Source organism: Pectobacterium peruviense, assembly GCF_003312355.2.
GTDB lineage: Bacteria > Pseudomonadota > Gammaproteobacteria > Enterobacterales > Enterobacteriaceae > Pectobacterium > Pectobacterium peruviense.
In genome coordinates, this window is the sequence record NZ_CP161826.1 from 4,037,208 (window position 1) to 4,063,544 (window position 26,337).

Here is a 26,337-nt window from a genome sequence, read left to right on the forward strand (position 1 = left end):
CCCATTCCCCACGCTGACTACCTGCGCCTGTCTCATGCGCACCGCGTCGGTGTGATGTTTCTCGATATGCTGGACGCTCAGCAATGCGGCATGACCGCCGCCAAACCCAATACGTTACCGGCCGATGATATGGCCGCACTGGTGGCGCTGCTGACTGACCAGATAGGCCACGTCATGACCCACTGTGAAGCCCACCTTTTCACCGCACGGGAGACAGCACAATGAACATTAATAATCAGTCCTGTATTCCGCTGGAAGTGCGTACTGCCGTGTACCGCCGCGCTGTGGCACAGGCTTATCTGGATAACTGCCGGGAAACCGGCATTGCCCTGAACTGCAACTTAACCGAACTGGAAATCGCCATTGCGCTGGAGCTGGAGGGCGCACACGTGCGTGAGCACGGCACCGCCACCGGGATGGAAATCGCCTGCGCCATGCTGGGCGATATGGTGCAGCCTACGTTACTGACTGATAAACCCCGGTTAACCGCGCTGGGGCACATCATCATGGGGGAGCTGTGCCAGTGCGCGACAGTGGCGACCCCAACCACCACACTGCATTAAGGGGCAACGCATGGCACACCTTACCGTGACACAGACTGTGAAACGCGCCAGCGGCCACTGGCCGCAACTGCTCCCGGCAGTGGGTATCCGCATTGATGCCACCGGGCAGCATACCGCCTGTCCGATGTGCGAGGGCAAAGACCGTTTCCGCTTCGATAACAAGGAAGGGCGCGGCACATGGATTTGTAACCAGTGCGGCGCGGGGGACGGCCTGAATCTGGTGGAGAAAGCCCTGAACCTGACGCCGACAGAAGCCGCCCTGAAAGTGGGCGCATGGCTGGGCGACCTGCCGGACAGCCCGGCAGCATCAACACCCGATGAAGAAGACAGCGAGGCCGCCCGGCAACGGGCGGCGGTTCAGGCACAGGCGAAACTGAAAGAGGCAGTGACACAACCCGGCAACGCGTATCTCTGCGCCAAAGGCTGGCCGGATATCGCTTTACCCACCCTACAGGGTAAGCCGCTGCGCGTGGGTGGTATCACCTATCAGCCCGGTGATGTACTGGTGCCACTGACCACACCGGACGGTGAAGTAGTGAATCTCCAGCTTATCAATGCACAGGGTGACAAGCGCACGCTGAAAGGCGGGCAGGTCAAGGGCACCTTTCACTGTTTCAGTGGCAAACAGGCCAGCGTTATCTGGCTGGCTGAGGGCTACGCCACCGGCTTAACGCTGCATCAGTTAACCGGTGATGCGGTGTATGTTGCGCTCAGTGCGAACAACCTGCCGTCCCTTGCCCGTGAGCTGAAAACCCGCCACCCGGCGGTCACGTTGCTGATAGCCGCTGACCGGGACGAGAACGGCACCGGCCAGACCAAGGCCGAACAAGCCGCCGCGGCTGTGAATGGTCGTGTCGCGCTGCCGCCGGTGTTTGGTGACTGGAATGATGTGTATCGTGCCGAGGGTGCCGACGCCACCCGGCAGCATCTGAATGCGTTGACTCAACCAGAGCCGGTCAGCCCGTTTGCGTCGCTGGGCGAGGCCGAGTTCAAGGCCATGAGCGCCAGCGAGAAAGCGGAGAAGATACGCGACCACTACCGCGATACGCTGGCAATTGATGCGTTTGGGGAAACGTTCTTCCAGTATCAGAACGGCGCATGGAAAGTGTTGCCCTATCGCCTGTTAAGCCGGGATATCGCGGCGCTGTTTCAGAAGATACACGCCCCCTTTACCGCGTCCGGCATTGGCAGCGTGTTGGACACCCTGAAACTGATTGTGCCGATGCAGGAGAAGCCCCAGCGCTGGTTAATCGGTTTTCGTAACGGCGTGTTTGATACCGTCAGCGGTGAATTTAAACCGCACCGCCGGGAGCACTGGCTGAATACCGTCAATGATGTGGATTACACGCCGTTTAAGGCCGGGGAAAACCTTGCTGATAATGCCCCGCACTTCTGGCGCTGGCTGACCCGTGCCGCCGGGAACCACGCGGATAAGCAGGAGCGTATTCTGGCCGCGCTATTTATGGTGCTGGCGAACTGCTACGACTGGCAGTTGTTCCTTGAGGTCACCGGCCCCGGCGGTAGCGGGAAAAGTATTCTGGCTGAAATCGCCACCATGCTGGCCGGGGAGGACAACACCACAGCGGCCACCATCAACACCATTGAATCGTCCCGTGAGCGTTCGTCGATTATTGGCTTCTCGTTAATCGTGCTGCCTGACCAAGAAAAATGGAGCGGTGACGGCGCAGGTATCAAGGCCATTACCGGCGGCGATGCGGTGATGGTTGACCCGAAATACCGTGACGCCTATTCCACCCGTATTCCGGCGGTGATTCTGGCCGTGAATAACTCGCCGATGCGCTTTAGCGACCGCAGCGGCGGCGTGTCCCGTCGCCGGGTGATAATCCACTTCGGCGAAACCATCCCGGCCAGCGAACGCGACCCCAAGCTGAAAGAGAAAATCCGCGCAGAGCTGGCGGTGATTGTGCGTCACCTGATGAAGCGCTTTGCCGACCCGAACGACGCCCGAACGCTGTTACAGGCACAGCAACATTCCGCTGAGGCACTGGAAATCAAACGGCAGGCTGACCCGCTGGTTGATTTTTGCGGTTACCTGCTGGCGCACGGCGACACTACCGGGCTGTATATGGGTAACGCCAACATTACGCCACGTAATCCGCGTAAATACCTGTACCACGCCTATCTGTCCTTTATGGAGTCGCACGGCCACCAGAAGCCCATCAGCCTGACGGCCTTTGGTAAGGTACTGCCGAACATGATGTCGGAATACGGGCAGACGTACCTCAAAGGCAGAACCAATCAGGGCATACAGACTAACCTTGAACTAAAAGACGAATCCGACGCCGACTGGCTACCCAAGTGCGAGATAGCGAGGTAGACACCAGAAACGACAAACCGGCTCCGGCCGGTTTTTTTACGTCCAGACACTTCAACGGGTGACGAGTTACTCATCACCTGTTCACAAACTCATCACCCATTAATTCATTGATTCATTGATTCATTGATTCATTGATTAGTAAAAATAAAAAACCGTAGTGAAGGGAGTGAACAGTTTTGTGAAAAATCTTTTTATTGGGACGTCAGAGAATACTTTTCTCAAAAATATCGGCTAATGGTCGAATATTGCCGTGGTATCCGGCCACGTTAGCCGCTAACCATTCCTGAACGCTGATATTTTCGAAAGAAACACCATAGCCACAATTGATAATCATATGCTCGAACAATAAACGCTGAGAACGTCCATTGCCTTCCCGAAACGGGTGAATCACATTCAAATCTGAATAATATTCAGCTAACTGAGTTATTAGTGCTCGACGTTCAAGGCCTTGTAAAAAATCATCATTGGATAACTGCATAAAAATTTTATTGGCTTCAATTTCAATACGGGATACGGTGCAAAAACGTGTTTGACCTTTAGAAATATCGATACGCCGTATTTCTCCTGCCCAATCGAATAAATCCCCGAATATTTTCCCGTGCAGACCACACCAATAATGCAGATCGTAAGGCGGTTCTTCAAATTCAATATCGAGAACAGCCAGTTCGGATAGTTGACGCTCCGCATCATCGAATTGGCTGTCATCATTGATGCCGAGCTTATTTATCAGAACATCGCTATCAGGGTAGGTATAAGGATCTTGCCCTGAGCCGTATTTATCAGACATAACCACTCGCCTTATAAATGGCAATCAGGTTTTTTCTCAGCGCTTCCCTTTCCTGCTTGTCTGCGGGAAGTGGCGTATCCTCAACTCTGAATCCTTCAAGACGCATACTGTCCCGATAGTTTTTGAGTTTCACCTGATTGTAGTAATCACGCTTTTCTTCCAGCGTCACCATACGCGGGGATCGCGCTTTGTCTGGCAGTGCTTTTGTCGTGATTTTCCGGTGTTGTTTAAATATCGACAGATCGGTATTTTTCAATTTCTCGATCAACCTTTCTCCGTCACCAAACACGCCCCATGACGAGATAGACAAGGCTTGCCGTTTGCCATTTTTTACGCGTGTAATGCTGATATCCATCGTTGACTGGAGCGTGTTTAACACGTCCTGTACTTTTCTTTCAGAGATACCTGTAGCGGTCACGATAGAGTGCGTATTAGGGGAATCCTCTTGTACCAGAGCCGCGAGTACCGCCATTTCATAGCGCATGTGCTTTCACCTTTAATCCGCATATATATGCGATAAAGAGTATCACAATTACGACCTAGGCGTATCTTACCTGCATGGGTGATGAGTGGCTCGTCACCTGTTCACTCAGTGTTAACCACTTAACCCGCTAAAAATAAAGATAAAAAATGAAAGGTGAAGAGAGTGAACAGTTTTGTACAAAATCTTTTTATCTTGGCATCATGTCTATACCCCCTATTGCTGCTTTTTGGATTGGGCGTTAAATTCCGTATCACAGATGAAGGGGAAACGCGCTAGGGTCGATCTAGATGAATTATAAATTAAAGCGTGAAGAATTGAGTAAAAATTGTTCTCATTTTTATCTCACATATTCATCGTCATTTTTCGTAGGCTCACGCTTAGGCCTATGAATAAAGTCTGAACTCAAACTTAAAACATGAATATCATTGAGTTACGTGAATTATTCAACCTCCCCCAGCCCGATAAGTCCGATGAAGTACGGAAAGCCCGCACGGCGCAAGCCCTGCGGGCTTTTTTGTGCCCTTGGACATCTTCTAATGTCTTGTGACTTCTGGTGCCTTTAGGTACCTAAATCGTAGAGGTACCTAAAGGCACGTCTGACAAAACCGCTCACGGATACAGAGATAAAAACCGCCAAGCCTAAATCTGCCAATAGAATATTGCTATGTTAAACACATAGTACGTGCAGCTAGCAGATGATTGCCGACTGTCAGGTTTAATCGTGTTCTATCGCAGAAGAACACCGCCAGATAAAATTTGAGCTAATAAACCTTATCGATTCGGTATAATTGATATAAAATTAGAGGATAAATCGATTATCTTATTATCTGATGTAATAAAGGTAAAACCTTCATGATTTGTTTGTGCAATAAGCATTCTATCAAAAGGATCTTTATGTAGCGACTCTGGTAAATTTAACACATTGAGTGAGTGTTCCCCTTTAACCACAAGCTCCTTGAATCCATTATCAAAAAGCCCTTTCCTTAGTGAATCTGGGTTAATATTAAAATCAGGTTTATTTAAAGAAAATTTGATCGCAACTTCCCAAATACTAGCAGAACTGAAATAAAGTTCATTATCGGTATCTTGAATAATGTTTTTCACCTCTTCCGTGAGGTGTTCTGAACTATAGGCAAGAAAGATCAAAATATTGGTATCGAGTAAATACATTATTCATATTTCCCTTCAAACATATCCTGAATATCTGTGCTATTAAGCTCGTCAAAGTTATCCGGAACCGTTCCTTTACCCTTTAGAAAATCCAGCTTACGCTGTGGCTTCTCTTCCGTGTAAGCCACAACCTTTACCAACGTCTTGCCATTGCGCGCAATTAGGAATGGCTCTCCTGTTTTCACCACATCATTAAGTAGTCTGGAAAGATTCGTTTTTGCCTCGTAGATGTTTACCTTTTCCATCACATCCTCTCATTCATTATCTGTATATATTTTAATCATAATGCGTCGCCGGAAATTGGTCAAGTCAATCTAACCAGACTAAGTACCCGCAAATCATTATGATAAATGTTATAACCAGAAAATGCACTCAAGTGATGGGTAACTCACCGATTAATTTTCCATTAATACATTGATTATTAGTAAGATATTAATGTCGTCAACATCGAATGTTCATGCGTGAAGGATAAACACATCTAGTTCGATCTGGCTGGTAAGCTCAGCGCACAATCCCTAAGCAATAACAAGTAATCATCTTGGTTCTCTAAGTAGTAAAGTCATGTAACATATCGACAAAACAAGCTGTTGATACAAGGTCATGGATAGATGCGGCGTCTCTATAAAAAATCAATAACCTATTTATTATCCAAGGATTTTCTCGTTACTCTTCTCGCCTTATCTATCATGTTACTGATTTTCTGGTACATGCTTTGGGCGTCGAACCTGTCGCGTAGCACAATATTGATAAAGACACTTCCAGACTTCGCCCTCTATCTTACCTTTGGGATCGTTCTGGGGCTGATCTTTGCTGTGCGAGCGCTCTACTCTCAATCAATAAAGAAAAAACTAAAACACATGCTCGAAATGTTCATGGGTGGCTTTGTTTTGGGATTTCTTTTGATCGTAAATATTTTTGACGTATACATTTATCTGTTCCCCGATGACGTGATTAATTACACATCAGACTATGAGATCGTTTTCCCTGGGCCATCCAAAGGAAAAAGTAGTCGTTGCGAAGCAGGTTTATGGATTAAAGATGTGCATACCGGTCAATTTAAACAACTGTGTACCAATAGAGAGACATTGTTTAAAAAAAGAAGACAAGGAATGGATGAATTATGGATCACCGCACGGGTTAATAAACTCGGCACTTATATTGTCGATTATCGTTTTACCTATAAGTGAAACTCTCCGGCCAACAGTGAAATTATCGAGAGGAAATTATTTCCTGCTTACACGTCTGACATCATTGTTTTCTCAATCTTACATCCCGAAAGAAAACAATAACAATTGATTATAATTTAAAGTGTAAATTAACGTCAATTTTTCAAGTGTGGGCTGGATGACACCGCATTACCATTCACGACCTATCACTGGTGATAATACGACTGTCGGAACATTATTATTCATTTCATACGACTAAAAAGAGGTGTTACTGCTATGTTCAGAAAATTATCTCTCCTGAAGATCGTTATCATTTTTTCTATTTCACCCTTTGCATGTGCAAAATCGGACATACTGCGTATTGGCGTCGATTTAACATACCCTCCTTTTCAGAGCATGAGTCAAAATGGCAATCCATCGGGCTTTGATATTGAGGTGACCGATGCCATCTGCCAATCAATAAATATAAAATGCGACTATATCGTCAACACATTCGATTCCCAGATTCCCGCTCTTCTCTCGAAAAAAATAGACGTTATTGCTCCGCTTGGAGTGACGCGAAAGAGAAGAGAATCGATAGATTTCAGTAACTACGTCTTCCACGTCCCCACCAAACTTGTCGCAAGGAAAGAGGCAAATATTCTTCCCAATGTCGATATGCTGCGCGGGAAAAATATCGCGGTACAGCAAGGCACCATTCAGGAAGCCTACGCCAACAAATATTGGCTGCCCACTGGAGTAATCGTTAAAAGCTATCCTGATCAGGAAGCCATTTATGAGGATTTATATTCAGGCAGAGTTGAAGCTGCGCTATGCCCGTCCGTTGCTCTGACATTTGGATTTTTACAAACTCCGCAGGGCAAGGGCTTTGAGCTAAAAGGCCCAGAAGTCACCGACGCAGATTTATTCAGTATTGGTTCCGCATACGGTGTACGCAAAGACGATATAAAAACAAGGCAGCTCATCAATCAGGGGCTGAAAAATATCGTCCAAAAAGGCATATATGCCAATATACAGCAGCGCTATTTTGGCGATATCGATTTAAGCGTGAAGGAATAATATCAGGCGTGGTTACCGCCGCGTTCCAAGTGCTACACCCGCGTCAGCAAGAGAATGTTGATAAGAAGGAGAGCGCCATCAGCCCCTTTTCTGTTACTATCACGCGTTGGAAAATGGCGTTATGCATGTAAATATATTTCGCTCAATATCATCGTTCTCAATGACGCTTTCACAGTGAACTACACGCAGGAGAAATCATGAGCCTTCACCTCTGGCTGGCTTATACAGGAATCATCATCGCCCTGATTGCCATTCCGGGCCCGTCCGCCTTAATCAGCATGTCGCATGGTTTACGCTACGGCGCGTCGCGCGCGACAGCAACCGTACTCGGCGGAGTCAGCGCGGCAATGATATTGATGTCCTGTTCAGCATTGGGGTTAGGTGCCATCCTCGCCGCGTCAACCACCGCATTTATCGCCTTAAAAATTATTGGTGCGGTTTATCTCATCTGGTTAGGCATCGCGTCATGGCGTTCCAAGGATATGACCACAGCGGAGCAGGACGTGCAGGAAGCATCTGCACCGGGCTGGTTTCCCCTCTTCCGTAAAGGCTTTCTGGTCGGGATCAGCAATCCAAAAGACCTGCTGTTTTTCGCTGCATTGTTCCCAAATTTTATCGATACCAGCGCGCCGCACGCCTTGCAGCTCATCATTCTGGCGGTAACCTGGGCTTTCTTCGATTTCAGCATCATGTTTATCTATGCCTGCACCGGCCGCCGTCTCTCGGGCCTGTTTTCCAACCCACGTCGCATCAAGCTGTTTAACCGCTCAACGGGTGGGATCTTTATTCTGGCAGGCACTACGTTGGCGGCGTCAACGCGCTGATGCAATAGGGCTCCTGCTGCCTCAAAGCCAGCAGGAGCAACGTCGTTACGATGCCGTAACGAAATCAGCAATGCCCTTCTCGTCCATCCGATAGCGAACCCACTCATCCTGCGGCTTCGCACCAATACTTTTATAGAAATCGATCGCAGGTTGGTTCCAGTCCAACACGCTCCATTCTAGCCGTCCGCACTGTCTTTCCTGTGCAAGACGCGCAACCTGTTTCAGCAGCGCTTTTCCCGCTCCAGCATTACGATACGCCTGCGCAATGTAGAGATCCTCCAGATAGATGCCGTATTTCCCCAGCCAGGTTGAGTAGCTCATGAAGAAAATCGCATAACCGACAGGCTTGCCGTCAATCTCACAAATCAGCGTTTCGGCCGTCGCATCTTCGCCAAATAGCGAGTGCTCAATATTCTCAAGCGAGGCTAGCACTTCGTGACGCGCTTTCTCGTACACGGCCAGTTCAATAATTAAATCCAGAATCACGCTCGCATCTGATTTTTTCGCGGTGCGAATAACTATGTCCATAAAATCTCTCTTCTCCGGTGCTAGCTTTCCAGTACCAACCATAACCAAGGCTTGCCATGCTACCGGATTAAAAATACTGTATGAACTGCATTTTCTACAGCGACTGATGAACATCATGCATCTGGATTTACGGCGTATCGATTTAAATTTGCTCGTGGTGTTTAACAGCGTTTATCAGCATCGATCTGTCGCCGACGCGGCAAAAGAGCTTGCGATGAGCGCATCGGCAGTCAGCCATGCGCTGACGCGTCTGCGCAATACGTTTTCTGATGAGCTGTTTTTTCGGGTTGGCAACACCATGCACCCAACCGTATTAGCGGAAGATATCGCTGGGCCGATAGCGGAAAGTCTGGCGCTACTAACGCAAGGACTGACGCCGCGACCACGTTTTAATCCTGCACGCAGTACGGAAAGCTTTACCTTCTCCATCACCGATTACACCGCATTTTCGGTATTTCCTACCCTGATGGCGCACATGGAAAAGCTGGCGCCCCATATCAAATTCAATCTGGTCTATTCACCGCAGAAGGTCGCGATTACGGATTTATTAGCGGGAAAAATCGACTTTGCTTTAGGGTTCACCGACATGACGCAAGCCGAGAACAGAGAGATTGAGGAAATAGACTGGATTGAAGATAGCTATGTCATCATCACTGCCGCGAATTATCCGTCAACGCTTACGCTGGATGATTACCTTGCCGCACGGCACCTTGTGGTTACGCCATGGAATGAATCACGCGGGGTGATTGACTACGCGCTGGATAAGCTCAATAAGAAGCGTCATGTCGCGCTGAAAACGCCGTCCATGATGAGCGCACCGTTTATCATTGCCGATTCGACGCTGATCATGGCATTACCGCGCAATGTCGCGACAATCTTTGCACAATTTCTGCCTTTGCGCATTCACGCCCTTCCTTTCACTGTGCCGTCCTATCGCGTGAAGATTTATAGCCATCGCCGCAATAGCCGTTCGGAAGCCAGTCAGTGGATTAAAAATCTGTTACACAGCCTGACGAATCCCTCCATACAGTAGCGCGATGGGCTTCCGATCCACATGACCAAATCCACGCCACTGCTCCGCAATTTCCCCACCATCGGGCTTCGAAAGCCATCTACAGATGGCCATTTTCCCAATAAATAGATCCGCAAGATAACTTGTCATACAGATAAATTAGAAAAAAACCACGTTAATTTATTGATATTAAATGGAAATAGCTCCGCACACCGTCTATTTACGCTACTTTTGCTGTCATTTTTTTGTGACCTGTCTAACACATACCAAGAAACGTAACCTTCTTAATAAAATCCGCAATAGTTAATCCCAGCCAAGGGGATAACAATAGCCGCGAGCCTGGCAAGAAGTTCCTCGATCATTTTTTGGAGTTTCCAATGACCAACAATAATAAGCTGAGCGTTGCGGAGAAAATCGGCTTTGGCATGGGCGATGCCGCCTGTGGCATCGTCTATTCTTCCGTAACCATGTTCCTTACCTACTTTTATACGGATATCTATGGCATCTCCGCCGCTGCGGTAGGAGTGATGTTTCTGGTAACCCGCGTGCTGGACGCCATCGTTGACCCGCTGATTGGCCTGATTGCAGACCGCACCAAAACCCGCTGGGGACATTTTCGCCCGTGGCTAGTCTGGTTTGCCGTCCCTTACGCCGTGATTGCTGTGTTGGCCTACACCACACCGGAGCTGAACGGCACCGGCAAACTGGTTTATGCCTACATCACCTACACGCTGCTGATGCTGTTCTACACCTTTATCAACATTCCTTACTGCTCGCTCGGCGGTGTCATCACCAGTGATGAAAAGGACAGAATTTCCGCACAGTCTTACCGCTTTACCATCTCCTCAATGGCTGGGCTTGTGGTGTCGGTCGGCACGCTGTGGCTGGTTGACTGGATTGGCGGCACCAACAAGCAATTAGGCTATCAAGGCACGATGATGATCATGGGCAGCCTGGCTGTCGTGATGCTGTTTTTCTGCTTTTTCACTACAAACGAACGTATCAACCCTGCCGTAGATAAAAATCAGAATGTTTGGGACGATGTCAGAAACCTGCTGAGCAACGATCAATGGCGTATCGTAGCCATCATTACGTTCTTTTCCAGCATGGCAGGTGTCATGCGCGGCGCGGCAACGCTTTATTATGCAACCTACCTGATGGTGGGGCCAGATCAGGGTAGCGCCGCCGGAACGGCAATGAAATCCGCGTTTATTACCACCAGCGTTGTCGGCACTATTATTGGCGCAATGATGGCAGGCTACTTTGGCAAGCGCTTCAGCAGCATAAGTCTATTCAAAAACATCAACCTGCTGCTGGTGTTTGTCGGCGTCATCCTGTTCATGGTGCCGCCACAGTGGCTGGCTGTCGTGTTCCCACTTTACTTTTTGATCGGCTTTTTCCACCAGATGTACCAACCTTTCAAATGGAACATGATGGCGAACGCCGCCGATTACGGCGAGTGGAAAACGGGCCGCCGCATTACTGGCCTGTCTTTCTCTGGCAATCTGTTTGCGCTGAAGCTGGGTATGGCAATTGCCGGAGCCACCGTTGGCTTTTCACTCGGCTGGTTCGGCTATGTCGCGGGTTCCCCTACGCAAACGCCACTTGCTACCGCTGGCATTATCGGCCTGCTGAGCATCGGGCCATCGCTTTCCTATCTGGTGCTGTATTGGTTGGTACGTTTTTACAAACTGGACGATAAGACGATGGAAACCATTCAGGCCGATTTAGCGAAGCGTCACAGCACGGCTGACCGCGCGCCGGAAAGCGAACTTCCTGTCGATCAGGGTCTAACGCCAAAAGGCGCAGCCTAATCGCGATATCTGCGGGTAGCACGCTGCCCGCTCTTTAACTATCAGGATGATGACATGAATACAACACATTCTCCCTGGAACCCAGACTTGGGCAATGGACGTTATAAAAATCCGATTTTATGCGCCGATTATTCCGATCCTGACATCGTGCGCGTCGGCGATGACTTTTACATGGTGTCGTCCAGCTTTAACCACATGCCTGCGTTACCAATCCTGCATTCTCAGGATCTGGTGAACTGGACACTGATCAATCACGTATTCAGCCAACTTGATCTACCAGGATATGAACAGTTTCAACCCGGCAAAGGCGTATGGGCCCCCAGCATTCGTTATCATGCTGGAAAGTTCTGGGTGTTTTTCAGCACGCCCGACGAAGGGATCTTTATGTCACAGGCTGACGATCTCAGAGGTAAATGGAGCACACCGCATTGCCTGAAGCAGGTTAAAGGCTGGATCGATCCGTGCCCGTTCTGGGACGATGACGGCACGGCGTGGCTAATCCACGCTTTCGCCTTCAGCCGCAGTGGCAAGAAACATCTGCTGCAACTGTGCAAAATGGCAGAAGATGGCCGATCTCTGCTTGATGAAGGAAGGATCGTTGTCGATGGTCGGGCAACACAGCCAACCATCGAAGGGCCGAAGCTGTATAAGCGCAACGGCTGGTATTACATTTTCGCCCCAGCAGGTGGCGTTCCCACCGGCTGGCAAACAGTGCTGCGCGCACGTTCGCTGAATGGGCCGTGGCAGAGCAAGATCGTTCTGCATCAGGGAACCACTTCAGTTAATGGCCCGCATCAGGGCGGCTGGGTCGAATTAGATAACGGCGAAAGCTGGTTCGTGCATTTTCAGGATCGCCATGCCTATGGCCGGGTTGTCCATCTGCAGCCGATGCATTGGCAGGATGACTGGCCGCTGATCGGCGAACAGCATAATTCTCAGGGATTAGGACAACCGGTGCTGGAAGCCCTCAAACCTCGTGTTAATACTCCTGTTGCCATGCAACAGCCATTAACCTCCGACGATTTCTCTTCAGTCACACTGGGAAAGCAATGGCAGTGGCAAGCAAACCCAGACGCACGCTGGTTGACACTCACTCAGCCGGGGCTCCAGTTATTCTGTCAGCCTATGCCTGTCCGCGCGGGCGAACCGTCATGGTATGACGTCCCTAATTTGCTGATGCAAAAATTTCCAGCAGAAGAATTCGTGGTGACGACACACCTGACACCGGTTCTTGAGCAGATAGGCGATCGCTGCGGCCTGATTATTTATGGCGAACGCTTCGCTTTTCTCGGCGTTGAGAAAAGTGCGGAAGGCCTTGAATTAGTGACTGGATTTGGCTGGATGAGTGACGCACAGCAGTTGGAGCAATATCAGAAACCTCTGGCCGTATTGCCCGGACAGCGGAACATCACCCTGCGCGTCACCGTGCGGCAGAATGCTATTTGCCAGTTCGCCTGGCTGGGCGATAACGGGGAATACTGTACGCTTGACGAACATTTCGCCGCAGGCCCTGGCAAGTGGGTCGGCGCTAAAGTGGGGTTGTACGCCCTGACGACGGCATCAGGAAATAGCGGGAGTCACGCTTGGGTCAAGGACGTTAAAGTCACCGCTATCGAACAATAGTCCGCTAGCGGCTATAGGAAAATCACGAGTCTGGCTGTCTACTCTTCGGTACTGTTCTGGTATCGAATCGCTCTGGTATTAAACACCGAGAGCATCAGCAGCCTGCTCGCCTTCCGCTTTGGAAAAGTTTGCGTAGATCAACGCATCGAGTAGCGCGGCGCGATCGATCGTCGGATAAATCTCTGGGCTCTGCAAAAGCTGGCCAATTTCCTGCACCGTCAACTGAGGGTAGATGGCGTGTGATGCGACGGCAATATCGCGAGCGGCGTAACACAGTTTGCGTAAAATCACCGCAATCTCTTGGTGTGTTATCGCATCTTGATACACGGTATAAAGCACATCAGCAATTAATGTCGACGTCAAAACTGAAATCCTGGACACATCACCCGCTCGCCCACCCAATGCCTGAAGGATGTGTTCGACGGCCTGTTCTGGCGTTTTTCCCTGCGCCTGTTGTGAAGCCAGTACGGAAACCAATTTATTTTTTATTTCATCATTTGCCATCGTTCGGTTCCTTCATACATTCATTGCAGATGTTATTTTAGTATAAGCACGCTACCTGTCATGACAGTAATGAGCAAACAAAATCACGCACCCGTACTCTTGAAGAGGTACAAAAAGACATCAACCAGCGCTGAGGTGTATAATAACGCCCATCTTTCGGAAACGCGGGCTCTTCCTCATTACGAAAGCAACGCGCAGAAAGGCAGCTTGAAGTATGACGGGGCATCTCCTAAATAATTCGAGTTGCAGGTAGGCGGCGACGCAGCGAGTCCCCAGGAGCTTACACCAGTAAGTGACTGGGGTGAGCGAGGACAAATCGGCGTAGCCAATTTGAACGCCGCTTGCGGCGGCCCGCTAGGGCGAGGCTCAGAGATGAGCCGAGTATTGCCAACGCACATGCAGCTTGAAGTATGGCGGAGATAAAACACATATTGATACAACTCTGCATACATCGTTCCACCCTCTTTTTTCCTGAAATGCGATAATCCTCCGATAAAAATCGTATTTTCGTTTATGCCAAGTCATTTTCATCGCCCGAAAAGACCATGTAAAATGAAAGGCTTAGTGAGCAAGAAGGCTATAGGTCATGATCACCACCGACGGTAATAACGCAGTCGCCTCTGTGGCGTGGCGAAGCAATGAAGTCATCGCCATCTACCCCATTACTCCCAGCTCCAGCATGGCTGAGCACGCGGCTGCGTGGTCGAGCGACGGCGGGCTGAATATATGGGGAGACACGCCCCGCGTTGTTGAAATGCAATCGGAAGGCGGCGCGATCGCTACCGTCCACGGCGCATTGCAGACGGGCACACTCGCCACCACGTTTACCTCATCGCAGGGTCTGCTGCTGATGATCCCAACGCTATATAAGCTGGCCGGTGAGCTAACCCCATTCGTCTTGCACGTCGCGGCGCGTACGGTTGCGACGCATGCACTGTCCATCTTCTGCGATCACTCGGACGTCATGGCCGTACGCCAGACGGGTTGCGCGATGCTGTGTGCCAGCAATGTGCAGGAAACACAGGATTTTGCGCTGATTTCGCACATCGCCAGCTTGAACAGCCGTCTGCCGTTTATTCATTTCTTCGACGGTTTCCGTACCTCGCACGAAATTAATAAGATTGAACCGCTGAGTGATGATGTGCTCCTTCAGCTTCTGCCACAGAAGGCCATTGATGCTCACCGTGAGCGAGCACTCACACCGGAACGTCCGGTAATTCGTGGTACCGCCTCTAACCCAGATACCTTCTTCCAGGCACGTGAAGCCACTAACCGGTGGTATGACGCAGGCTATGGGCACGTTGAGCAGGCAATGAACGATTTCGCTGCCGCGACAGGACGCCAGTACCAACCGTTTGAATATTACGGCCACCCGGAAGCGACCAAAATCGTCATCCTTATGGGATCCGGCGTAGGCACCTGCGAAGAAGTGGTCGATACGCTATTGATGCGCGGCGAGAAAGTCGGCGTGGTGAAAATTCGCCTGTATCGCCCGTTCTCTGCCAAACATTTTCTGGCCGTCATTCCACAAACGGCGAAGAGCATTGCAGTACTGGATCGCACTAAAGAGCCAGGTGCACTGGCAGAGCCGCTGTATCTCGATGTGATGACCTCGCTAGCCGAGGCGTTCTCCGCTGGTGAGCGTTCACTTATGCCACGCGTGATTGGTGGACGTTACGGGCTGTCTTCCAAAGAATTTACCCCGCAGTGCATACAGGCAATCTTTAATGAGTTAGCACTCGCTAACCCACGACCTCGCTTTACTGTGGGGATTTATGACGATGTCACTAATCTGTCCCTGCCATTGCCAGAGCAGCACTTTCCAAGCAGCGCATCACTAGAGGCCCTGTTCTACGGTCTGGGCAGTGACGGCACTGTTTCTGCGACCAAGAATGCGATCAAAATCGTCGGTGAAACCACCCCGATGTTTGTGCAAGGCTACTTTGTTTATGACTCGAAAAAGGCCGGTAGCCTCACCGTTTCCCACATGCGCGTTGGCCCACACCCGATCAACTCAGCCTATCTGATCGATCAGGCCGATTTCGTCGCCTGTCATCAGTGGCAGTTTATCGACAAATACAGCATGGTCGAGCGGCTGAAACCCGGCGGCGTTTTCCTGATCAACTCGCCATATAGCAGCGACGATCTGTGGCACCGTTTGCCGCAGGAAGTACAGGCAGGGCTGAATCAGCGCAACGCACGCGTGTACTGTATCAACGCCGCTAAAATTGCCCGCGAATGCCATTTGGGTGCGCGTATTAACACCGTCATGCAGATGGCGTTCTTCCACCTGTCACAGATTCTGCCAGCGGATGTCGCAGTAGAAAAACTGCGTACCGCCATCGCCAAGAGCTACGGCAGTAAAGGTCAGGAACTGGTTGAACGTAACTGGCAGGCGCTGAGCGCCACGTTGGAAGCACTGGCAGAAGTCCCGCGAGAAGCCGTCAACCCAGACAGCCCGCAGTGGCCACCAGTGGTTTCCGACGCCGCACCTGATTTCGTCAAGACCGTCACAGCCGCGATGCTGGCTGGGCTGGGTGATACGCTGCCCGTTTCTGCCCTCCCACCCGATGGCACCTGGCCAACCGGCACCACCAAGTGGGAAAAACGTAATATCGCGGAAGAGATTCCGCTATGGCAGCCGCAGCTCTGTACGCAGTGTAACCACTGTGTCGCCGCCTGCCCGCACTCGGCCATCCGCGCCAAAGTTGTCCAGCCAGATGCGATGGAGAATGCACCAGCTTCACTGCAATCACTGGATGTGAAAGCGCGCGACATGCGCGGCCAGAAATACGTATTGCAGGTCGCCCCAGAAGACTGCACCGGCTGTAATTTATGTGTGGAAGTCTGTCCGGCCAAAGACCGTCAGAACCCAGAAATCAAAGCCATCAATATGGAATCCCGTCTGGATAACCTGACGGTGGAAAAAGAGAACTTCGATTTCTTCCTGCAACTACCGGAAATCGACAAATCCACGCTGGAACGTATTGATATCCGTACTTCTCAGCTGATTTCACCGCTGTTCGAGTATTCCGGTGCCTGTTCCGGCTGTGGCGAAACGCCGTACATCAAACTATTAACGCAGCTCTATGGCGATCGTCTGCTGGTAGCGAATGCGACGGGCTGCTCATCTATTTATGGCGGTAACCTGCCTACCACGCCGTGGACTACCGATGCCAACGGTCGCGGTCCGGCCTGGGCTAACTCGCTGTTCGAGGATAACGCCGAATTCGGCCTGGGCTTCCGTCTGAGCGTCGATCAACACCGTCAGCGCGCCGCGCGCCTGCTCAATAAACTGGCACCGCAGCTACCGCAGGATCTGGTCAGTGCGTTGCAGGAAGAGTCTATCGCGCCCGATCTGCGCCGTCAGCAGATTGAGCAACTGCGTGGATTGCTGACAGCCATCAATGATACTGACGCCAAGGTGCTGGCGAGCGAAGCCGACCACTTTGTCGATAAATCCATCTGGCTCATCGGTGGTGACGGTTGGGCGTATGACATCGGCTACGGCGGGTTAGATCACGTCATGAGCCTGAGCGAAAACGTCAACGTGATGGTGCTGGATACGCAATGTTATTCCAACACCGGCGGCCAACAGTCCAAAGCGACACCACTGGGCGCAGTGACCAAATTTGGTGAGAAAGGTAAACGCAAAGCGCGTAAAGATCTGGGCATCAACGTCATGATGTACGGTCACGTGTATGTCGCGCAGATCTCGCTGGGTGCACAGTTGAACCAGACCGTGAAAGCGATTCAGGAAGCCGAAGCCTGGCCGGGTCCGTCACTGATTATCGCCTACAGCCCGTGTGAAGAACACGGCTACGATTTGGCATTCAGCCACGATCAGATGCGTCAACTGACGGCTACCGGCTTCTGGCCACTCTATCGCTTCGACCCACGTCGCACCGAAGAAGGTAAAGCCGCGTTAGTGACGGATTCTCGTCCGCCATCAAGCAGCCTGAGCGAAACGCTGTTGAAAGAACAACGCTTCCGCCGCCTGAATAGCATGATGCCGGAAGAAACCGCGCGGCTCTATGAAGAGGCAGAACTGGATCTGCGCCGTCGCTTTGACTTCCTGACCATGATGGCAGGCAAGGCAGAGAAAAACCCGCAGGAATAACCTTTTCCCTCCAAACCGGCTTCGGCCGGTTTTTTTATCTCTGCGTTTACTCTCACGCTCCCCTTTGTACTGGCTCATCAATGCGATTTTATCTGCTGATCCCTACGACAAACGGAGCAGCAAACTGGGATTAATACCAAAAAATCCAACGCGGGTAATCCAGTTTGTCAGGCAGGGTAAAGAAGGGCTGACAAGAAGCGCGTTACCTTATACTTTATGGGATTATTCGCTCGTTACGGTGTTAAATCGATCTCAACGTTGCAGAGGATGAAACATGAAAGGAAAGTTCGCACCATCGCAGATTGCACTGCACTGGCTGGTTTTTATTTTGCTCGTTGTTACCTATGCCACGATAGAACTACGCGGATTTGCTGAACGAGGTTCACTGCTGCGCACCGTGATGATCGTGACGCACTTTAGCTGTGGCGTAGCCATACTGGTTCTCATGCTGGCTCGTCTGTTCTTACGCCATCGGCATACCTCACCCGCGATTACCCCACCGCCGTCCCGTTTGCAGAGTGCACTGGGTTCACTCACTCATGCCGTTATTTACCTGCTGTTTATCACACTGCCGATATTGGGCGTTGCCTCACGCTACTACAACGGCCGCGACTGGATGCTTTTTGGTATCGGAATGCCAACATCCGCTACGCCGAATTTCGAGCTCGCTGAAACACTGATTGGCTGGCATGAAACGCTGGCACCGTTGGGCTACTGGCTCATTGCACTGCATACCGCGGCAGCCTTGCTCCACCACTATGTCATGAAAGACAACACGCTACTGCGCATGATGCCAGCCAAACGTGATTAATCAGGTAAAGAAGGATCAATAATGAAAGTCGCGCTGGGACAATTCGCCGTTGACCGCGAGTGGCAACAAAACGCCACAACAATCGCTGAATTCATGTCGGCAGCACAGCAAAACGGTGCCGATCTGCTGGTGCTGCCTGAAGGCGTGCTGGCTCGCGATATCACCAACCCCAACATGGTGCTCACCGCCGCTCAGCCGCTTGATGGCCCGTTTGTGTCGCATCTGCTGGAAGCCAGCAAGGGCAACAACCTGACGACCATGCTGTGTGTGCATATCCCGAACGGAGAAGGGAAAGTCTGGAATACGCTACTGGCGCTGCGCAATGGCGAGATCATCGCTCAATACCGCAAGCTGCACTTGTATGATGCGTTTTCCGTACAAGAGTCGGAAAATGTACTGGCAGGTGAAGCGATTCCACCGCTGTTGAGCATCGCCGGACTAAACGTCGGGTTGATGACCTGCTACGACATTCGCTTCCCTGAGCTTGCTCGCCGTCTGGTGCTGGACGGCGCAGACGTACTCGTCCTCCCTTCCGCCTGGATTAAGGGGCCGCTGAAAGAAGTGCATTGGGAGCTACTGGTGCGCGCACGAGCACTCGAAAACACCACTTATCTCGTTGCTGTTGGCGAATGCGGCGTCAAGAATATCGGCAACAGCATGGTTGTCGATCCTCTGGGCGTTGTCGTGGTTCAGGCACCGGAAACACCCGCTCTTATCTATGCCAACATTGAGCCAGAACGGCTGGCGTACGCTCGTCGGGCTCTTCCAGTACTGGCTAATCGCCGCTTTCAAAAACCCACGCTGGAAGGAGAAAACTGAGTTAGCGATATACTCGATAAACCGGCTTTCTCATTGGTGCGTCAAAAAGTGTGATTAGTTGCACATGTTGTTTCCCTCAAAGGCCATTCTGCACATATAATGCGCATCCGGTCGTTATCGACCTTAGCAGCCCGGCCTCCCTATTCGGAGGCGCATTTATCACTCAAATAAAGAAATGAAAATGAGTATTCGCGCGATCTTTACTTTAGTTCTTGCAGCCGCCACATTCAGCCAGGCCGCTTTTGCCGTTGTTTATCCCCTGCCAGCGGCTAACAGCCGACTGATAGGCGAGAATCTGGAAATCACCGTACCGGCAGATAGCACGCAGCCGTTGGAGCATTTTGCCGCACAGTTCCAAATGGGTCTGAGCAATATGATGGAAGCCAACCCAGATGCGGACGTTTACCTGCCAATTCCCGGCAGCAAAATGGTGATTCCTCATCAGTTAATTCTGCCGGATGCACCGCGTGAAGGCATTGTCATCAACAGCGCAGAAATGCGTCTGTACTACTATCCGAAAGGCTCCAAGACCGTGATCGTGCTGCCAATCGGGATTGGTGAGTTAGGTAAAGATACGCCGATTAACTGGACAACCTCCGTTCAGCGTAAGAAAGCGGGTCCAACCTGGACACCAACCGCGAAGATGCACGCAGAATATGCGGCACGCGGCGAAACGTTGCAAAAAGTTTTCCCAGCTGGCCCAGATAACCCAATGGGGCTGTATGCGCTGTACATCGGCAACCTGTACGCGATCCACGGCACCAACGCCAATTTCGGTATCGGCCTGCGCGTAAGCCACGGCTGTGTTCGTCTGCGTGCTGATGATATCAAATACCTGTTCGACCATGTTCCAGTCGGTACACGTGTTCAATTCATCAACGAGCCCGTGAAAGCCACTGTTGAGCCGGACGGTTCACGCTATGTCGAAGTTCACAATCCACTGTCCCGTACGGTAGAAGAATTCCATTCTGATTCTCCGGCACCGATCAGCATGACGCCAAAAGTGAGCAAGGTTCTGGCTGATGCTAGCGTGAACACGAGCGAAGTCGATCAGGCAATCCAGGTACGTTCTGGTATGCCGACCAAAATCAATGGTCTGATCGAACAAGCCACACCGGCAATCCCAGTTGAATCTGCTGCAGCACCTGCTACACCAGAAACACAACAAGAAGCCCCGGAAGCACAGCTGCAAGACAGCCTCAATGCAGTACAAAACGCGGCCCCCGTTGAGCCACAGACGACTACGACAGAAGCCAACGCTAACCGTTCGTAATCGCTATGACACGTTGGAAACCGATTCAGGTTTCCAACGTGTTTCTCAAACACTCTACTGTTTAACTTTTCTGCGAGGCTTCCAGCGCCTGCGCCACATCAGCGATGATGTCGTCAATATGTTCAATGCCGACTGAAATTCTAACCAGATCCTCACTCACTCCCGCTTTCGCCAGCTCTTCCGCATTCAACTGCCGGTGCGTAGTACTCGCCGGATGGCACGCAAGCGATTTAGCATCGCCAATATTGACCAGCCGTAAGATCATCTTCAGCGCATCAATAAAATGGCCACCCGATGCTTTCCCACCTTTGATGCCAAAGCTGATAATTCCAGACGCCTTACCCGAGGTAATTTTGTCGCAGTTTTCCTTGTAAGGGCTATCTGGCAATGCGCCATAGTTCACCCAAGTCACCAGAGGATGCTGATTCAGGTAGCCAGCCAACGCTTCCGCATTGCTGCAATGGCGTTCAACACGCAGGCTAAGCGTTTCCAATCCCTGCAACAACAAGAACGTGCTGTGAGGAGAAAGCGCCGCGCCAGTATTACGCAGCGGCACCACACGGCAGCGTCCGATATAGGCCGCGGGACCGAAAGCATCGGTATACACCACACCGTGATAAGAAGGATCAGGCTCGTTCAATAACGGGAAACGTGCTTTATTCGCGACCCAGTCAAACTTGCCAGAATCGATAATCGCACCGCCGATCGTGGTGCCATGACCGCCAATATATTTGGTCAGCGAGTGAACGACGATATCTGCGCCGTGCTCAAAAGGTCGGCACAGCACGGGCGTCGCCACGGTGTTATCAACAATCACCGGAACACCATGGCGATGTGCAATCTCCGCGATTTTAGCAATGTCCACGATATTTCCCGCCGGATTCCCGATAGATTCACAAAAAACGGCGCGGGTGCGCTCATCAATCAGCGATTCTAGCGTCGTAAAATCATCGAAAGAAGCCATTCGCACTTCAACACCCTGACGCGGCAACGTGTGAGCAAACAGGTTATAGGTGCCACCATACAGTTGGCTGGTGCTGACAATATTGTCCCCAACCTGCGTGAGTGCCTGAAGCGAATAGGCAATTGCCGCCATGCCGGATGAAAGCACCAGCGCACCGATCCCGCCCTCAATAGCCGCAAGCCGCTGTTCCAGCACCGCGTTCGTCGGGTTCATGATACGGCTATAGATATTGCCCGCCACCTTCAGATCAAACAGATCGGCACCGTGCTGCGTGTCGTCAAAAGTGTAAGAGGTCGTTTGATAAATCGGCACTGCGGCGGACTTCGTTGTCGCTTCAGATTCATAACCATGATGTAGCGCGAGGGACTCAAGTTTCATCTTACAGGCCTTTTTGTTGATCGTTGGAGTGAGGAAATATCGAAACAAAATAGCAGACTGCAATCGGGAAAGGCACTTGATGATGTAGAAGAAATGGAGATAAGTTAGTAAAAACAAGACTAAATTTCAGCGTTACATTATTACGCTGGAGCCCCCTCACAAAACCGCACACTGCCGCTGAACCTAATCTGAAAAAGCGCTAAAATTTGCGCAGAGAAAAAAACGTGCGCACCGTAACCTATCTGCGCGTCGCGTATTGCACCGCCCGTAAATCACAGCTACTTTTAACGTCATGGATCACCCACCCGAAAGCGCAATAAATGACTGATAAAATAAAAAATATCGCCACCTGCGAATTGCCCGCTAACGTTCAATTCCCTCACTACAATCGCCGGGCGCTGAAGCCGCGCATCGTCCATATCGGTTTTGGCGCTTTCCATCGCGCTCATCAGGCGCTGCTAACCGATCGCGTGCTGAATATGGTGGGAGGAGACTGGGGAATTTGTGAAGTCGTGCTATTCAGTGACGACACCATGATCAATGCGCTTCGTCAGCAGGATCATCTGTTTACCGTACTGGAAAAAGCCGCAACGGGCAATCAGCCGATTGTCGTCGGTGCCGTGTGCGAATCGTTACATGCCAAAATAGAAGGCATTGGCGCTATTATTGAGAAACTCGCTGCGCCAGAAACTGCCATCGTTTCCCTGACAATTACCGAAAAAGGCTATTGCATGGATGGAACAAGCGGCAAGTTGGATCGTAACAATAAATTGATTCAACAGGATCTTATCGATCCCCAACATCCCGCCTCCGTACCGGGGTTACTGGCAGAAGCGCTGCGCCTGCGTCACGAACGTGGGATCGCGCCGTTCACCGTACTGTCCTGCGATAACGTACCGGAAAATGGCAAAACGGCCAAAAACGCAGTGCTGGAATCTGCGGGGATCAACGATCAGAATCTGATCGAGTGGATCAAGGCTAATGTATCCTTCCCAAATACGATGGTGGACCGCATTGTCCCTGCTGCGACGCCTGAAGCATTGCAGGAAATTGCCGAGCATCTTGGCGTAACCGATCCCTGCGCAATAGCCTGTGAGCCCTTTATTCAATGGGTGATTGAAGATCATTTCACGGCCGGACGACCAGAGTGGGAAAAAGCAGGCGTACAGCTGGTGCAGGATGTTCTGCCATTTGAAGAAATGAAACTGCGCATGTTGAACGGCAGTCACTCGTTTTTAGCCTATTTGGGCTATCTCGCCGGTTATGATCACGTCAGCGATTGTATGAATGACGAGAATTATCGTCGGACTGTGTCTCATCTGATGCTGCTGGAGCAGGCACCGACGCTCAGCGTGGTGGATATCGATCTGAAAGACTACGCTGTTCAGCTACTTACCCGCTTTTCTAATCCAGCGCTCAAGCATCGAACCTGGCAAATCGCGATGGACGGTTCACAGAAGCTACCTCAGCGCATGTTGGAATCCCTACGCTGGCATGTGCGTAATGGAGGGGACTATCGTGTTCTGGCATTGGGGATCGCTGGCTGGATGCGTTATGTCAGTGGAAAAGATGATGCAGGTAATCCTATCGAAATCCGCGATCCGCTAGCGGAGAAGCTCGAATACATCGTTGCAGAGACGTCAGATAGCGCCGAGCGGGTCAGTGCGTTTCTCAATATTCGTTCTATTTTTGGTGAGGATCTGCCTGCAAACCACGATGTATTTAACGCTATCGCACAGGCTTATTTGAAGCTGCGCGATCACGGCGCAAAGAACACCGTAGCTGCACTGGTACAAGACTTTAAATAACGATAAACCCAAGCAACACAAGATATACCGCACTTTGGGCACCCAGTGATAGAGTGCGGCTTTTACCTTTTGTTTCATCCAACCACGGCAGCGATGACCAGCTCATTCCCCCGCCGATAACCGCGATCACTAACATCGCTGCGGCCACCAGCCAAACAAGCTTATCCAGCAGCGAATTGGGAAACAGAATCTGCAACGCGGAAACGACAAGAAACAACGTAACACACCGTAATACCCCGACCAGAATACCTGCACGATCTCTCAATCCACGCGGCGCAGAAGAAGGCAACCAGGCCTGAAAAGCAAACAACCCAACCACAGCAATAAAAATCACATAAATAATGGCATAGACCAGCAAATGACTCACGTTACGGCTCCTGATGAGGGAATACGATAAAGTAAACTGGGCGGGATGATGACGACATTTCCTCTCTGAGGTCAATGCGTTATTTCATACCATGCTATCGATTTGTGGGGTAGCGCCCACTATCGTCTCTTCGCCAATCAATACGTGTACGGCGCTGTTGTAGTAAACCTACAAACTTTGTAAATTAAGAACATAAAACAAAAATCAGAAAATTATAAAAATCAAATTAAAATATCTTATTTCATGATCCACCTGACAGATCGTTATTAAAAGCACTCAAAAGCGTGATCGTCAGTTTACTTTCTTTTCAATAGAGCAAATTATAAAGAAATGATAGTTCAATCGAACTGAAATATTGTTTCATATTTGTAATTAGGCTGATCATGAATAAACCAATCTCTTTTAAACATACGTTCTGCTACGGCAGCGCGAACCTGCTCGGCAGTGGCGCGCTTGCTATCAGCGGCGCATGGCTGATGTACTTTTACACCACATTTTGTGGTTTAACATTGGTTCAGGCTGCTGCTATTTTCTCCGTCGCCAGCATCATTGACGCTATCAGTAACCCCATCATGGGGTACATCAGTGATAATTTTTACAACACCCGTATTGGTCGCCGATTTGGTCGCCGACGCTTCTTTATTCTGCTAGGTGCCCCACTGGTTCTGGTCTACCCCATGCTATGGGTTGAAGGCTTTGGCTTCTGGTATTATCTGGCGACATACGTGCTGTTCGAGCTGATTTATACCTCGATCATGGTGCCGTATGAGACGCTGGCTACCGAAATGACCTCCGACTTTAAACTGCGGTCTAAGCTGACAGGTTCTAAAGCCATTTTCGGTAAAATCGCCAACTTCCTGGCAGCGTTCATTCCGGGGCAGTTTATTGCCGTCTACGGTAAAGATTCAGCAACGCCATTTTTCTACACCGGCCTGGTCTACGGTGCCATTATGGCTGCGGCGATGATCGCGCTTTATATGACATCCTGGGAGCGTCCGGTAAACGAAATTGTCCGTGAAAGCACATCAAGCCTGTGGCAGGCCATGAAAAAGCTGAGTGTGGATATGGTCTCCACTTTCCGCCTGCGCATCTTCCGCAAGCATCTGGGAATGTACCTGTTTGGCTTCGGCGCTGAATGGCTTTTCGCTTCCGCGTTTACCTACTTCATCGTCTTTGGCCTGAAACAGAACACCGCGCTGGTGTCACACCTCAACAGTTTCAGTTCAGTCATGCAGCTCATATCTACCGCAGCCTTCATCGGTATCTGCGTCAAAATGGGCTTTGCACGGCCGTTCCGTCTAGCGTTGATGGTGGTGATTGTCAGCGTAATCGCTTATGCGGCGCTCTATTTTGCAAACTGGTCAGAAGACATGACTATCTTCGTCCTGTTTGCCATTACTGCTGTATTTGGCCTCAGCACTGGCGGTATTTACTACATTCCCTGGACGGTTTATACCTTCCTCGCCGATGTGGATGAAGTTCTGACTGGACGTCGCCGTGAAGGTATTTACGCAGGCGCAATGACGTTTGCGGGCAAAATGGTGCGTTCCGTCATCGTCTTCGCAATGGGTTGGACGCTGAGCCAATTTGGCTTTGTATCCGGACAGTCGGTACAGCCGGAATCTGCCGTACAGGCGATTGTTGGTGTGTTCTCACTGGGCGTTATCGCTCTTGCACTGGTTGCGATTTACTACACGACGCAGATGAAGCTGGATCGTAAGAACCACGCCATTCTGCTGGAAGAAATTGCACGTATCAAAGCAGGCGGTGCCATTGCCGATATCCCAGCTCATGCTCGTGTTGTTGCTGAAGAGCTGACAGGCTGGGAATATGAGAAGTGCTGGGGCAACAACCCATTAGGTGTTCAGCCAGAAGAGGCGAAACCGCAGGTTGCTACTCCACAGCATTAATCGAAGACCATCGTT

The 26,337-nt window shown here is 50.6% G+C and carries 23 protein-coding genes; 15 read left to right on the forward strand and 8 right to left on the reverse strand.

Features of this window, described 5'->3' with window-relative positions; all coding sequences use genetic code 11:
* The first annotated feature begins 3 nt into the window (after positions 1 to 3).
* From DUT67_RS18180 to DUT67_RS18190, 3 genes are read left to right on the forward strand one after another with little or no spacing between them, the layout of a single operon-like run.
* Positions 4 to 225 carry a hypothetical protein gene (locus DUT67_RS18180; protein ID WP_113632990.1) on the forward strand — a complete coding sequence of 74 codons (222 nt, stop codon included), beginning with the start codon at positions 4 to 6 and terminating at the stop codon, positions 223 to 225.
* Positions 222 to 563 carry a DUF5375 family protein gene (locus DUT67_RS18185; RefSeq protein WP_113625441.1) on the forward strand — a complete coding sequence of 114 codons (342 nt, stop codon included), beginning with the start codon at positions 222 to 224 and terminating at the stop codon, positions 561 to 563. Before DUT67_RS18180 ends, DUT67_RS18185 begins: the two co-directional genes overlap by 4 nt.
* A 10-nt stretch (positions 564 to 573) precedes the next feature.
* Positions 574 to 2,901: a phage/plasmid primase, P4 family gene (locus tag DUT67_RS18190; RefSeq protein ID WP_113632991.1), complete on the forward strand. Its 2,328-nt coding sequence runs from the start codon at positions 574 to 576 to the stop codon at positions 2,899 to 2,901.
* Between the two features lie 202 nt (positions 2,902 to 3,103).
* On the opposite strand, the gene DUT67_RS18195 is transcribed toward DUT67_RS18190, so the two are convergent.
* The 4 genes from DUT67_RS18195 to DUT67_RS18210 form a co-directional block, all read right to left on the reverse strand.
* Positions 3,104 to 3,688 (reverse strand): putative adenosine monophosphate-protein transferase Fic, encoded by a 585-nt coding sequence (locus tag DUT67_RS18195; protein WP_113632992.1) that lies wholly within the window; start codon positions 3,686 to 3,688, stop codon positions 3,104 to 3,106.
* On the reverse strand, positions 3,681 to 4,172 hold the full coding sequence (locus DUT67_RS18200; RefSeq protein WP_113632993.1) for a YhfG family protein: 492 nt from the start codon (positions 4,170 to 4,172) through the stop codon (positions 3,681 to 3,683). The genes DUT67_RS18195 and DUT67_RS18200 overlap by 8 nt, the downstream gene beginning before the upstream one ends.
* 771 nt (positions 4,173 to 4,943) lie before the next feature.
* Positions 4,944 to 5,342 (reverse strand): type II toxin-antitoxin system VapC family toxin, encoded by a 399-nt coding sequence (locus DUT67_RS18205; protein WP_113632994.1) that lies wholly within the window; start codon positions 5,340 to 5,342, stop codon positions 4,944 to 4,946.
* Entirely contained in the window at positions 5,342 to 5,587 is a 246-nt protein-coding gene (locus DUT67_RS18210; RefSeq protein ID WP_113632995.1) for a type II toxin-antitoxin system Phd/YefM family antitoxin, read from the reverse strand. The genes DUT67_RS18205 and DUT67_RS18210 overlap by 1 nt, the downstream gene beginning before the upstream one ends.
* Before the next feature lie 363 nt (positions 5,588 to 5,950).
* On the opposite strand from DUT67_RS18210, the gene DUT67_RS18215 reads away from it, so the two are divergent.
* From DUT67_RS18215 to DUT67_RS18225, 3 genes are all read left to right on the forward strand, one after another.
* Entirely contained in the window at positions 5,951 to 6,529 is a 579-nt protein-coding gene (locus DUT67_RS18215; RefSeq protein ID WP_113632996.1) for a hypothetical protein, read from the forward strand.
* Positions 6,530 to 6,784: 255 nt separating this feature from the next.
* Entirely contained in the window at positions 6,785 to 7,567 is a 783-nt protein-coding gene (locus tag DUT67_RS18220) for a transporter substrate-binding domain-containing protein (protein ID WP_113632997.1), read from the forward strand.
* A gap of 197 nt (positions 7,568 to 7,764) precedes the next feature.
* Positions 7,765 to 8,391, forward strand: coding sequence for a LysE family translocator (locus tag DUT67_RS18225; protein WP_113632998.1), 627 nt, complete (start codon positions 7,765 to 7,767; stop codon positions 8,389 to 8,391).
* A 45-nt stretch (positions 8,392 to 8,436) separates the two neighbouring features.
* Here the strand turns inward: DUT67_RS18225 and DUT67_RS18230 are convergent, their stop codons facing one another.
* Positions 8,437 to 8,919 (reverse strand): GNAT family N-acetyltransferase, encoded by a 483-nt coding sequence (locus DUT67_RS18230; RefSeq protein ID WP_113632999.1) that lies wholly within the window; start codon positions 8,917 to 8,919, stop codon positions 8,437 to 8,439.
* Between the two features lie 106 nt (positions 8,920 to 9,025).
* Here DUT67_RS18230 and DUT67_RS18235 point away from each other — a divergent pair, with 106 nt between their 5' ends.
* The 3 genes from DUT67_RS18235 to DUT67_RS18245 all read left to right on the forward strand — a co-directional run bounded on the left by DUT67_RS18235 (position 9,026) and on the right by DUT67_RS18245 (position 13,368).
* Positions 9,026 to 9,952, forward strand: coding sequence for a LysR substrate-binding domain-containing protein (locus tag DUT67_RS18235; protein ID WP_113633000.1), 927 nt, complete (start codon positions 9,026 to 9,028; stop codon positions 9,950 to 9,952).
* Positions 9,953 to 10,308: 356 nt separating this feature from the next.
* Positions 10,309 to 11,745 carry a glycoside-pentoside-hexuronide (GPH):cation symporter gene (locus DUT67_RS18240; protein WP_113633001.1) on the forward strand — a complete coding sequence of 479 codons (1,437 nt, stop codon included), beginning with the start codon at positions 10,309 to 10,311 and terminating at the stop codon, positions 11,743 to 11,745.
* A gap of 54 nt (positions 11,746 to 11,799) precedes the next feature.
* Positions 11,800 to 13,368, forward strand: coding sequence for a glycoside hydrolase 43 family protein (locus tag DUT67_RS18245; RefSeq protein ID WP_113633002.1), 1,569 nt, complete (start codon positions 11,800 to 11,802; stop codon positions 13,366 to 13,368).
* A gap of 78 nt (positions 13,369 to 13,446) precedes the next feature.
* Here the strand turns inward: DUT67_RS18245 and DUT67_RS18250 are convergent, their stop codons facing one another.
* Entirely contained in the window at positions 13,447 to 13,872 is a 426-nt protein-coding gene (locus tag DUT67_RS18250) for a hypothetical protein (RefSeq protein ID WP_113633003.1), read from the reverse strand.
* 586 nt (positions 13,873 to 14,458) lie between these two features.
* Here DUT67_RS18250 and nifJ point away from each other — a divergent pair.
* The 4 genes from nifJ to DUT67_RS18270 all read left to right on the forward strand — a co-directional run bounded on the left by nifJ (position 14,459) and on the right by DUT67_RS18270 (position 20,895).
* A complete protein-coding gene (gene nifJ / locus DUT67_RS18255; protein ID WP_113633005.1) occupies positions 14,459 to 17,992 on the forward strand; it encodes a pyruvate:ferredoxin (flavodoxin) oxidoreductase in 3,534 nt (1,177 codons plus the stop codon).
* 274 nt (positions 17,993 to 18,266) lie between these two features.
* On the forward strand, positions 18,267 to 18,803 hold the full coding sequence (gene cybB / locus DUT67_RS18260) for a cytochrome b561 (RefSeq protein WP_113633006.1): 537 nt from the start codon (positions 18,267 to 18,269) through the stop codon (positions 18,801 to 18,803).
* Positions 18,804 to 18,824: 21 nt separating this feature from the next.
* Complete coding sequence (locus DUT67_RS18265; RefSeq protein ID WP_113633007.1) at positions 18,825 to 19,622, forward strand: deaminated glutathione amidase; 798 nt, start codon at positions 18,825 to 18,827, stop codon at positions 19,620 to 19,622.
* A gap of 181 nt (positions 19,623 to 19,803) precedes the next feature.
* Complete coding sequence (locus DUT67_RS18270; RefSeq protein ID WP_048258821.1) at positions 19,804 to 20,895, forward strand: L,D-transpeptidase family protein; 1,092 nt, start codon at positions 19,804 to 19,806, stop codon at positions 20,893 to 20,895.
* A gap of 61 nt (positions 20,896 to 20,956) precedes the next feature.
* Here the strand turns inward: DUT67_RS18270 and DUT67_RS18275 are convergent, their stop codons facing one another.
* Positions 20,957 to 22,237, reverse strand: a complete 1,281-nt coding sequence (locus DUT67_RS18275) for an O-acetylhomoserine aminocarboxypropyltransferase/cysteine synthase family protein (RefSeq protein ID WP_048258820.1) — start codon at positions 22,235 to 22,237, stop codon at positions 20,957 to 20,959.
* Between the two features lie 320 nt (positions 22,238 to 22,557).
* Here DUT67_RS18275 and DUT67_RS18280 point away from each other — a divergent pair, with 320 nt between their 5' ends.
* Positions 22,558 to 24,045 carry a mannitol dehydrogenase family protein gene (locus tag DUT67_RS18280; protein WP_113633008.1) on the forward strand — a complete coding sequence of 496 codons (1,488 nt, stop codon included), beginning with the start codon at positions 22,558 to 22,560 and terminating at the stop codon, positions 24,043 to 24,045.
* Here the strand turns inward: DUT67_RS18280 and DUT67_RS18285 are convergent.
* Positions 24,038 to 24,412: a hypothetical protein gene (locus DUT67_RS18285; protein ID WP_048258818.1), complete on the reverse strand. Its 375-nt coding sequence runs from the start codon at positions 24,410 to 24,412 to the stop codon at positions 24,038 to 24,040. The two genes, DUT67_RS18280 and DUT67_RS18285, sit on opposite strands and share 8 nt — an antisense overlap.
* A gap of 383 nt (positions 24,413 to 24,795) precedes the next feature.
* Here DUT67_RS18285 and DUT67_RS18290 point away from each other — a divergent pair, with 383 nt between their 5' ends.
* Entirely contained in the window at positions 24,796 to 26,322 is a 1,527-nt protein-coding gene (locus DUT67_RS18290; RefSeq protein ID WP_048258817.1) for an MFS transporter, read from the forward strand.
* Positions 26,323 to 26,337 lie beyond the last annotated feature (15 nt).

Excerpts from the sequence above, each read along its gene's own strand:
- DUT67_RS18185 (WP_113625441.1), top strand. The coding sequence starts at position 222 with ATGAACATTAATAATCAGTCCTGTATTCCGCTGGAAGTGCGTACTGCC.
- DUT67_RS18190 (WP_113632991.1), top strand. The coding sequence starts at position 574 with ATGGCACACCTTACCGTGACACAGACTGTGAAACGCGCCAGCGGCCAC.
- DUT67_RS18195 (WP_113632992.1), bottom strand. The coding sequence starts at position 3,688 with ATGTCTGATAAATACGGCTCAGGGCAAGATCCTTATACCTACCCTGAT.
- DUT67_RS18200 (WP_113632993.1), bottom strand. The coding sequence starts at position 4,172 with ATGCGCTATGAAATGGCGGTACTCGCGGCTCTGGTACAAGAGGATTCC.
- DUT67_RS18205 (WP_113632994.1), bottom strand. The coding sequence starts at position 5,342 with ATGTATTTACTCGATACCAATATTTTGATCTTTCTTGCCTATAGTTCA.
- DUT67_RS18210 (WP_113632995.1), bottom strand. The coding sequence starts at position 5,587 with ATGGAAAAGGTAAACATCTACGAGGCAAAAACGAATCTTTCCAGACTA.
- DUT67_RS18215 (WP_113632996.1), top strand. The coding sequence starts at position 5,951 with ATGCGGCGTCTCTATAAAAAATCAATAACCTATTTATTATCCAAGGAT.
- DUT67_RS18220 (WP_113632997.1), top strand. The coding sequence starts at position 6,785 with ATGTTCAGAAAATTATCTCTCCTGAAGATCGTTATCATTTTTTCTATT.
- DUT67_RS18225 (WP_113632998.1), top strand. The coding sequence starts at position 7,765 with ATGAGCCTTCACCTCTGGCTGGCTTATACAGGAATCATCATCGCCCTG.
- DUT67_RS18230 (WP_113632999.1), bottom strand. The coding sequence starts at position 8,919 with ATGGACATAGTTATTCGCACCGCGAAAAAATCAGATGCGAGCGTGATT.
- DUT67_RS18235 (WP_113633000.1), top strand. The coding sequence starts at position 9,026 with ATGAACATCATGCATCTGGATTTACGGCGTATCGATTTAAATTTGCTC.
- DUT67_RS18240 (WP_113633001.1), top strand. The coding sequence starts at position 10,309 with ATGACCAACAATAATAAGCTGAGCGTTGCGGAGAAAATCGGCTTTGGC.
- DUT67_RS18245 (WP_113633002.1), top strand. The coding sequence starts at position 11,800 with ATGAATACAACACATTCTCCCTGGAACCCAGACTTGGGCAATGGACGT.
- DUT67_RS18250 (WP_113633003.1), bottom strand. The coding sequence starts at position 13,872 with ATGGCAAATGATGAAATAAAAAATAAATTGGTTTCCGTACTGGCTTCA.
- nifJ (WP_113633005.1), top strand. The coding sequence starts at position 14,459 with ATGATCACCACCGACGGTAATAACGCAGTCGCCTCTGTGGCGTGGCGA.
- cybB (WP_113633006.1), top strand. The coding sequence starts at position 18,267 with ATGAAAGGAAAGTTCGCACCATCGCAGATTGCACTGCACTGGCTGGTT.
- DUT67_RS18265 (WP_113633007.1), top strand. The coding sequence starts at position 18,825 with ATGAAAGTCGCGCTGGGACAATTCGCCGTTGACCGCGAGTGGCAACAA.
- DUT67_RS18270 (WP_048258821.1), top strand. The coding sequence starts at position 19,804 with ATGAGTATTCGCGCGATCTTTACTTTAGTTCTTGCAGCCGCCACATTC.
- DUT67_RS18275 (WP_048258820.1), bottom strand. The coding sequence starts at position 22,237 with ATGAAACTTGAGTCCCTCGCGCTACATCATGGTTATGAATCTGAAGCG.
- DUT67_RS18280 (WP_113633008.1), top strand. The coding sequence starts at position 22,558 with ATGACTGATAAAATAAAAAATATCGCCACCTGCGAATTGCCCGCTAAC.
- DUT67_RS18290 (WP_048258817.1), top strand. The coding sequence starts at position 24,796 with ATGAATAAACCAATCTCTTTTAAACATACGTTCTGCTACGGCAGCGCG.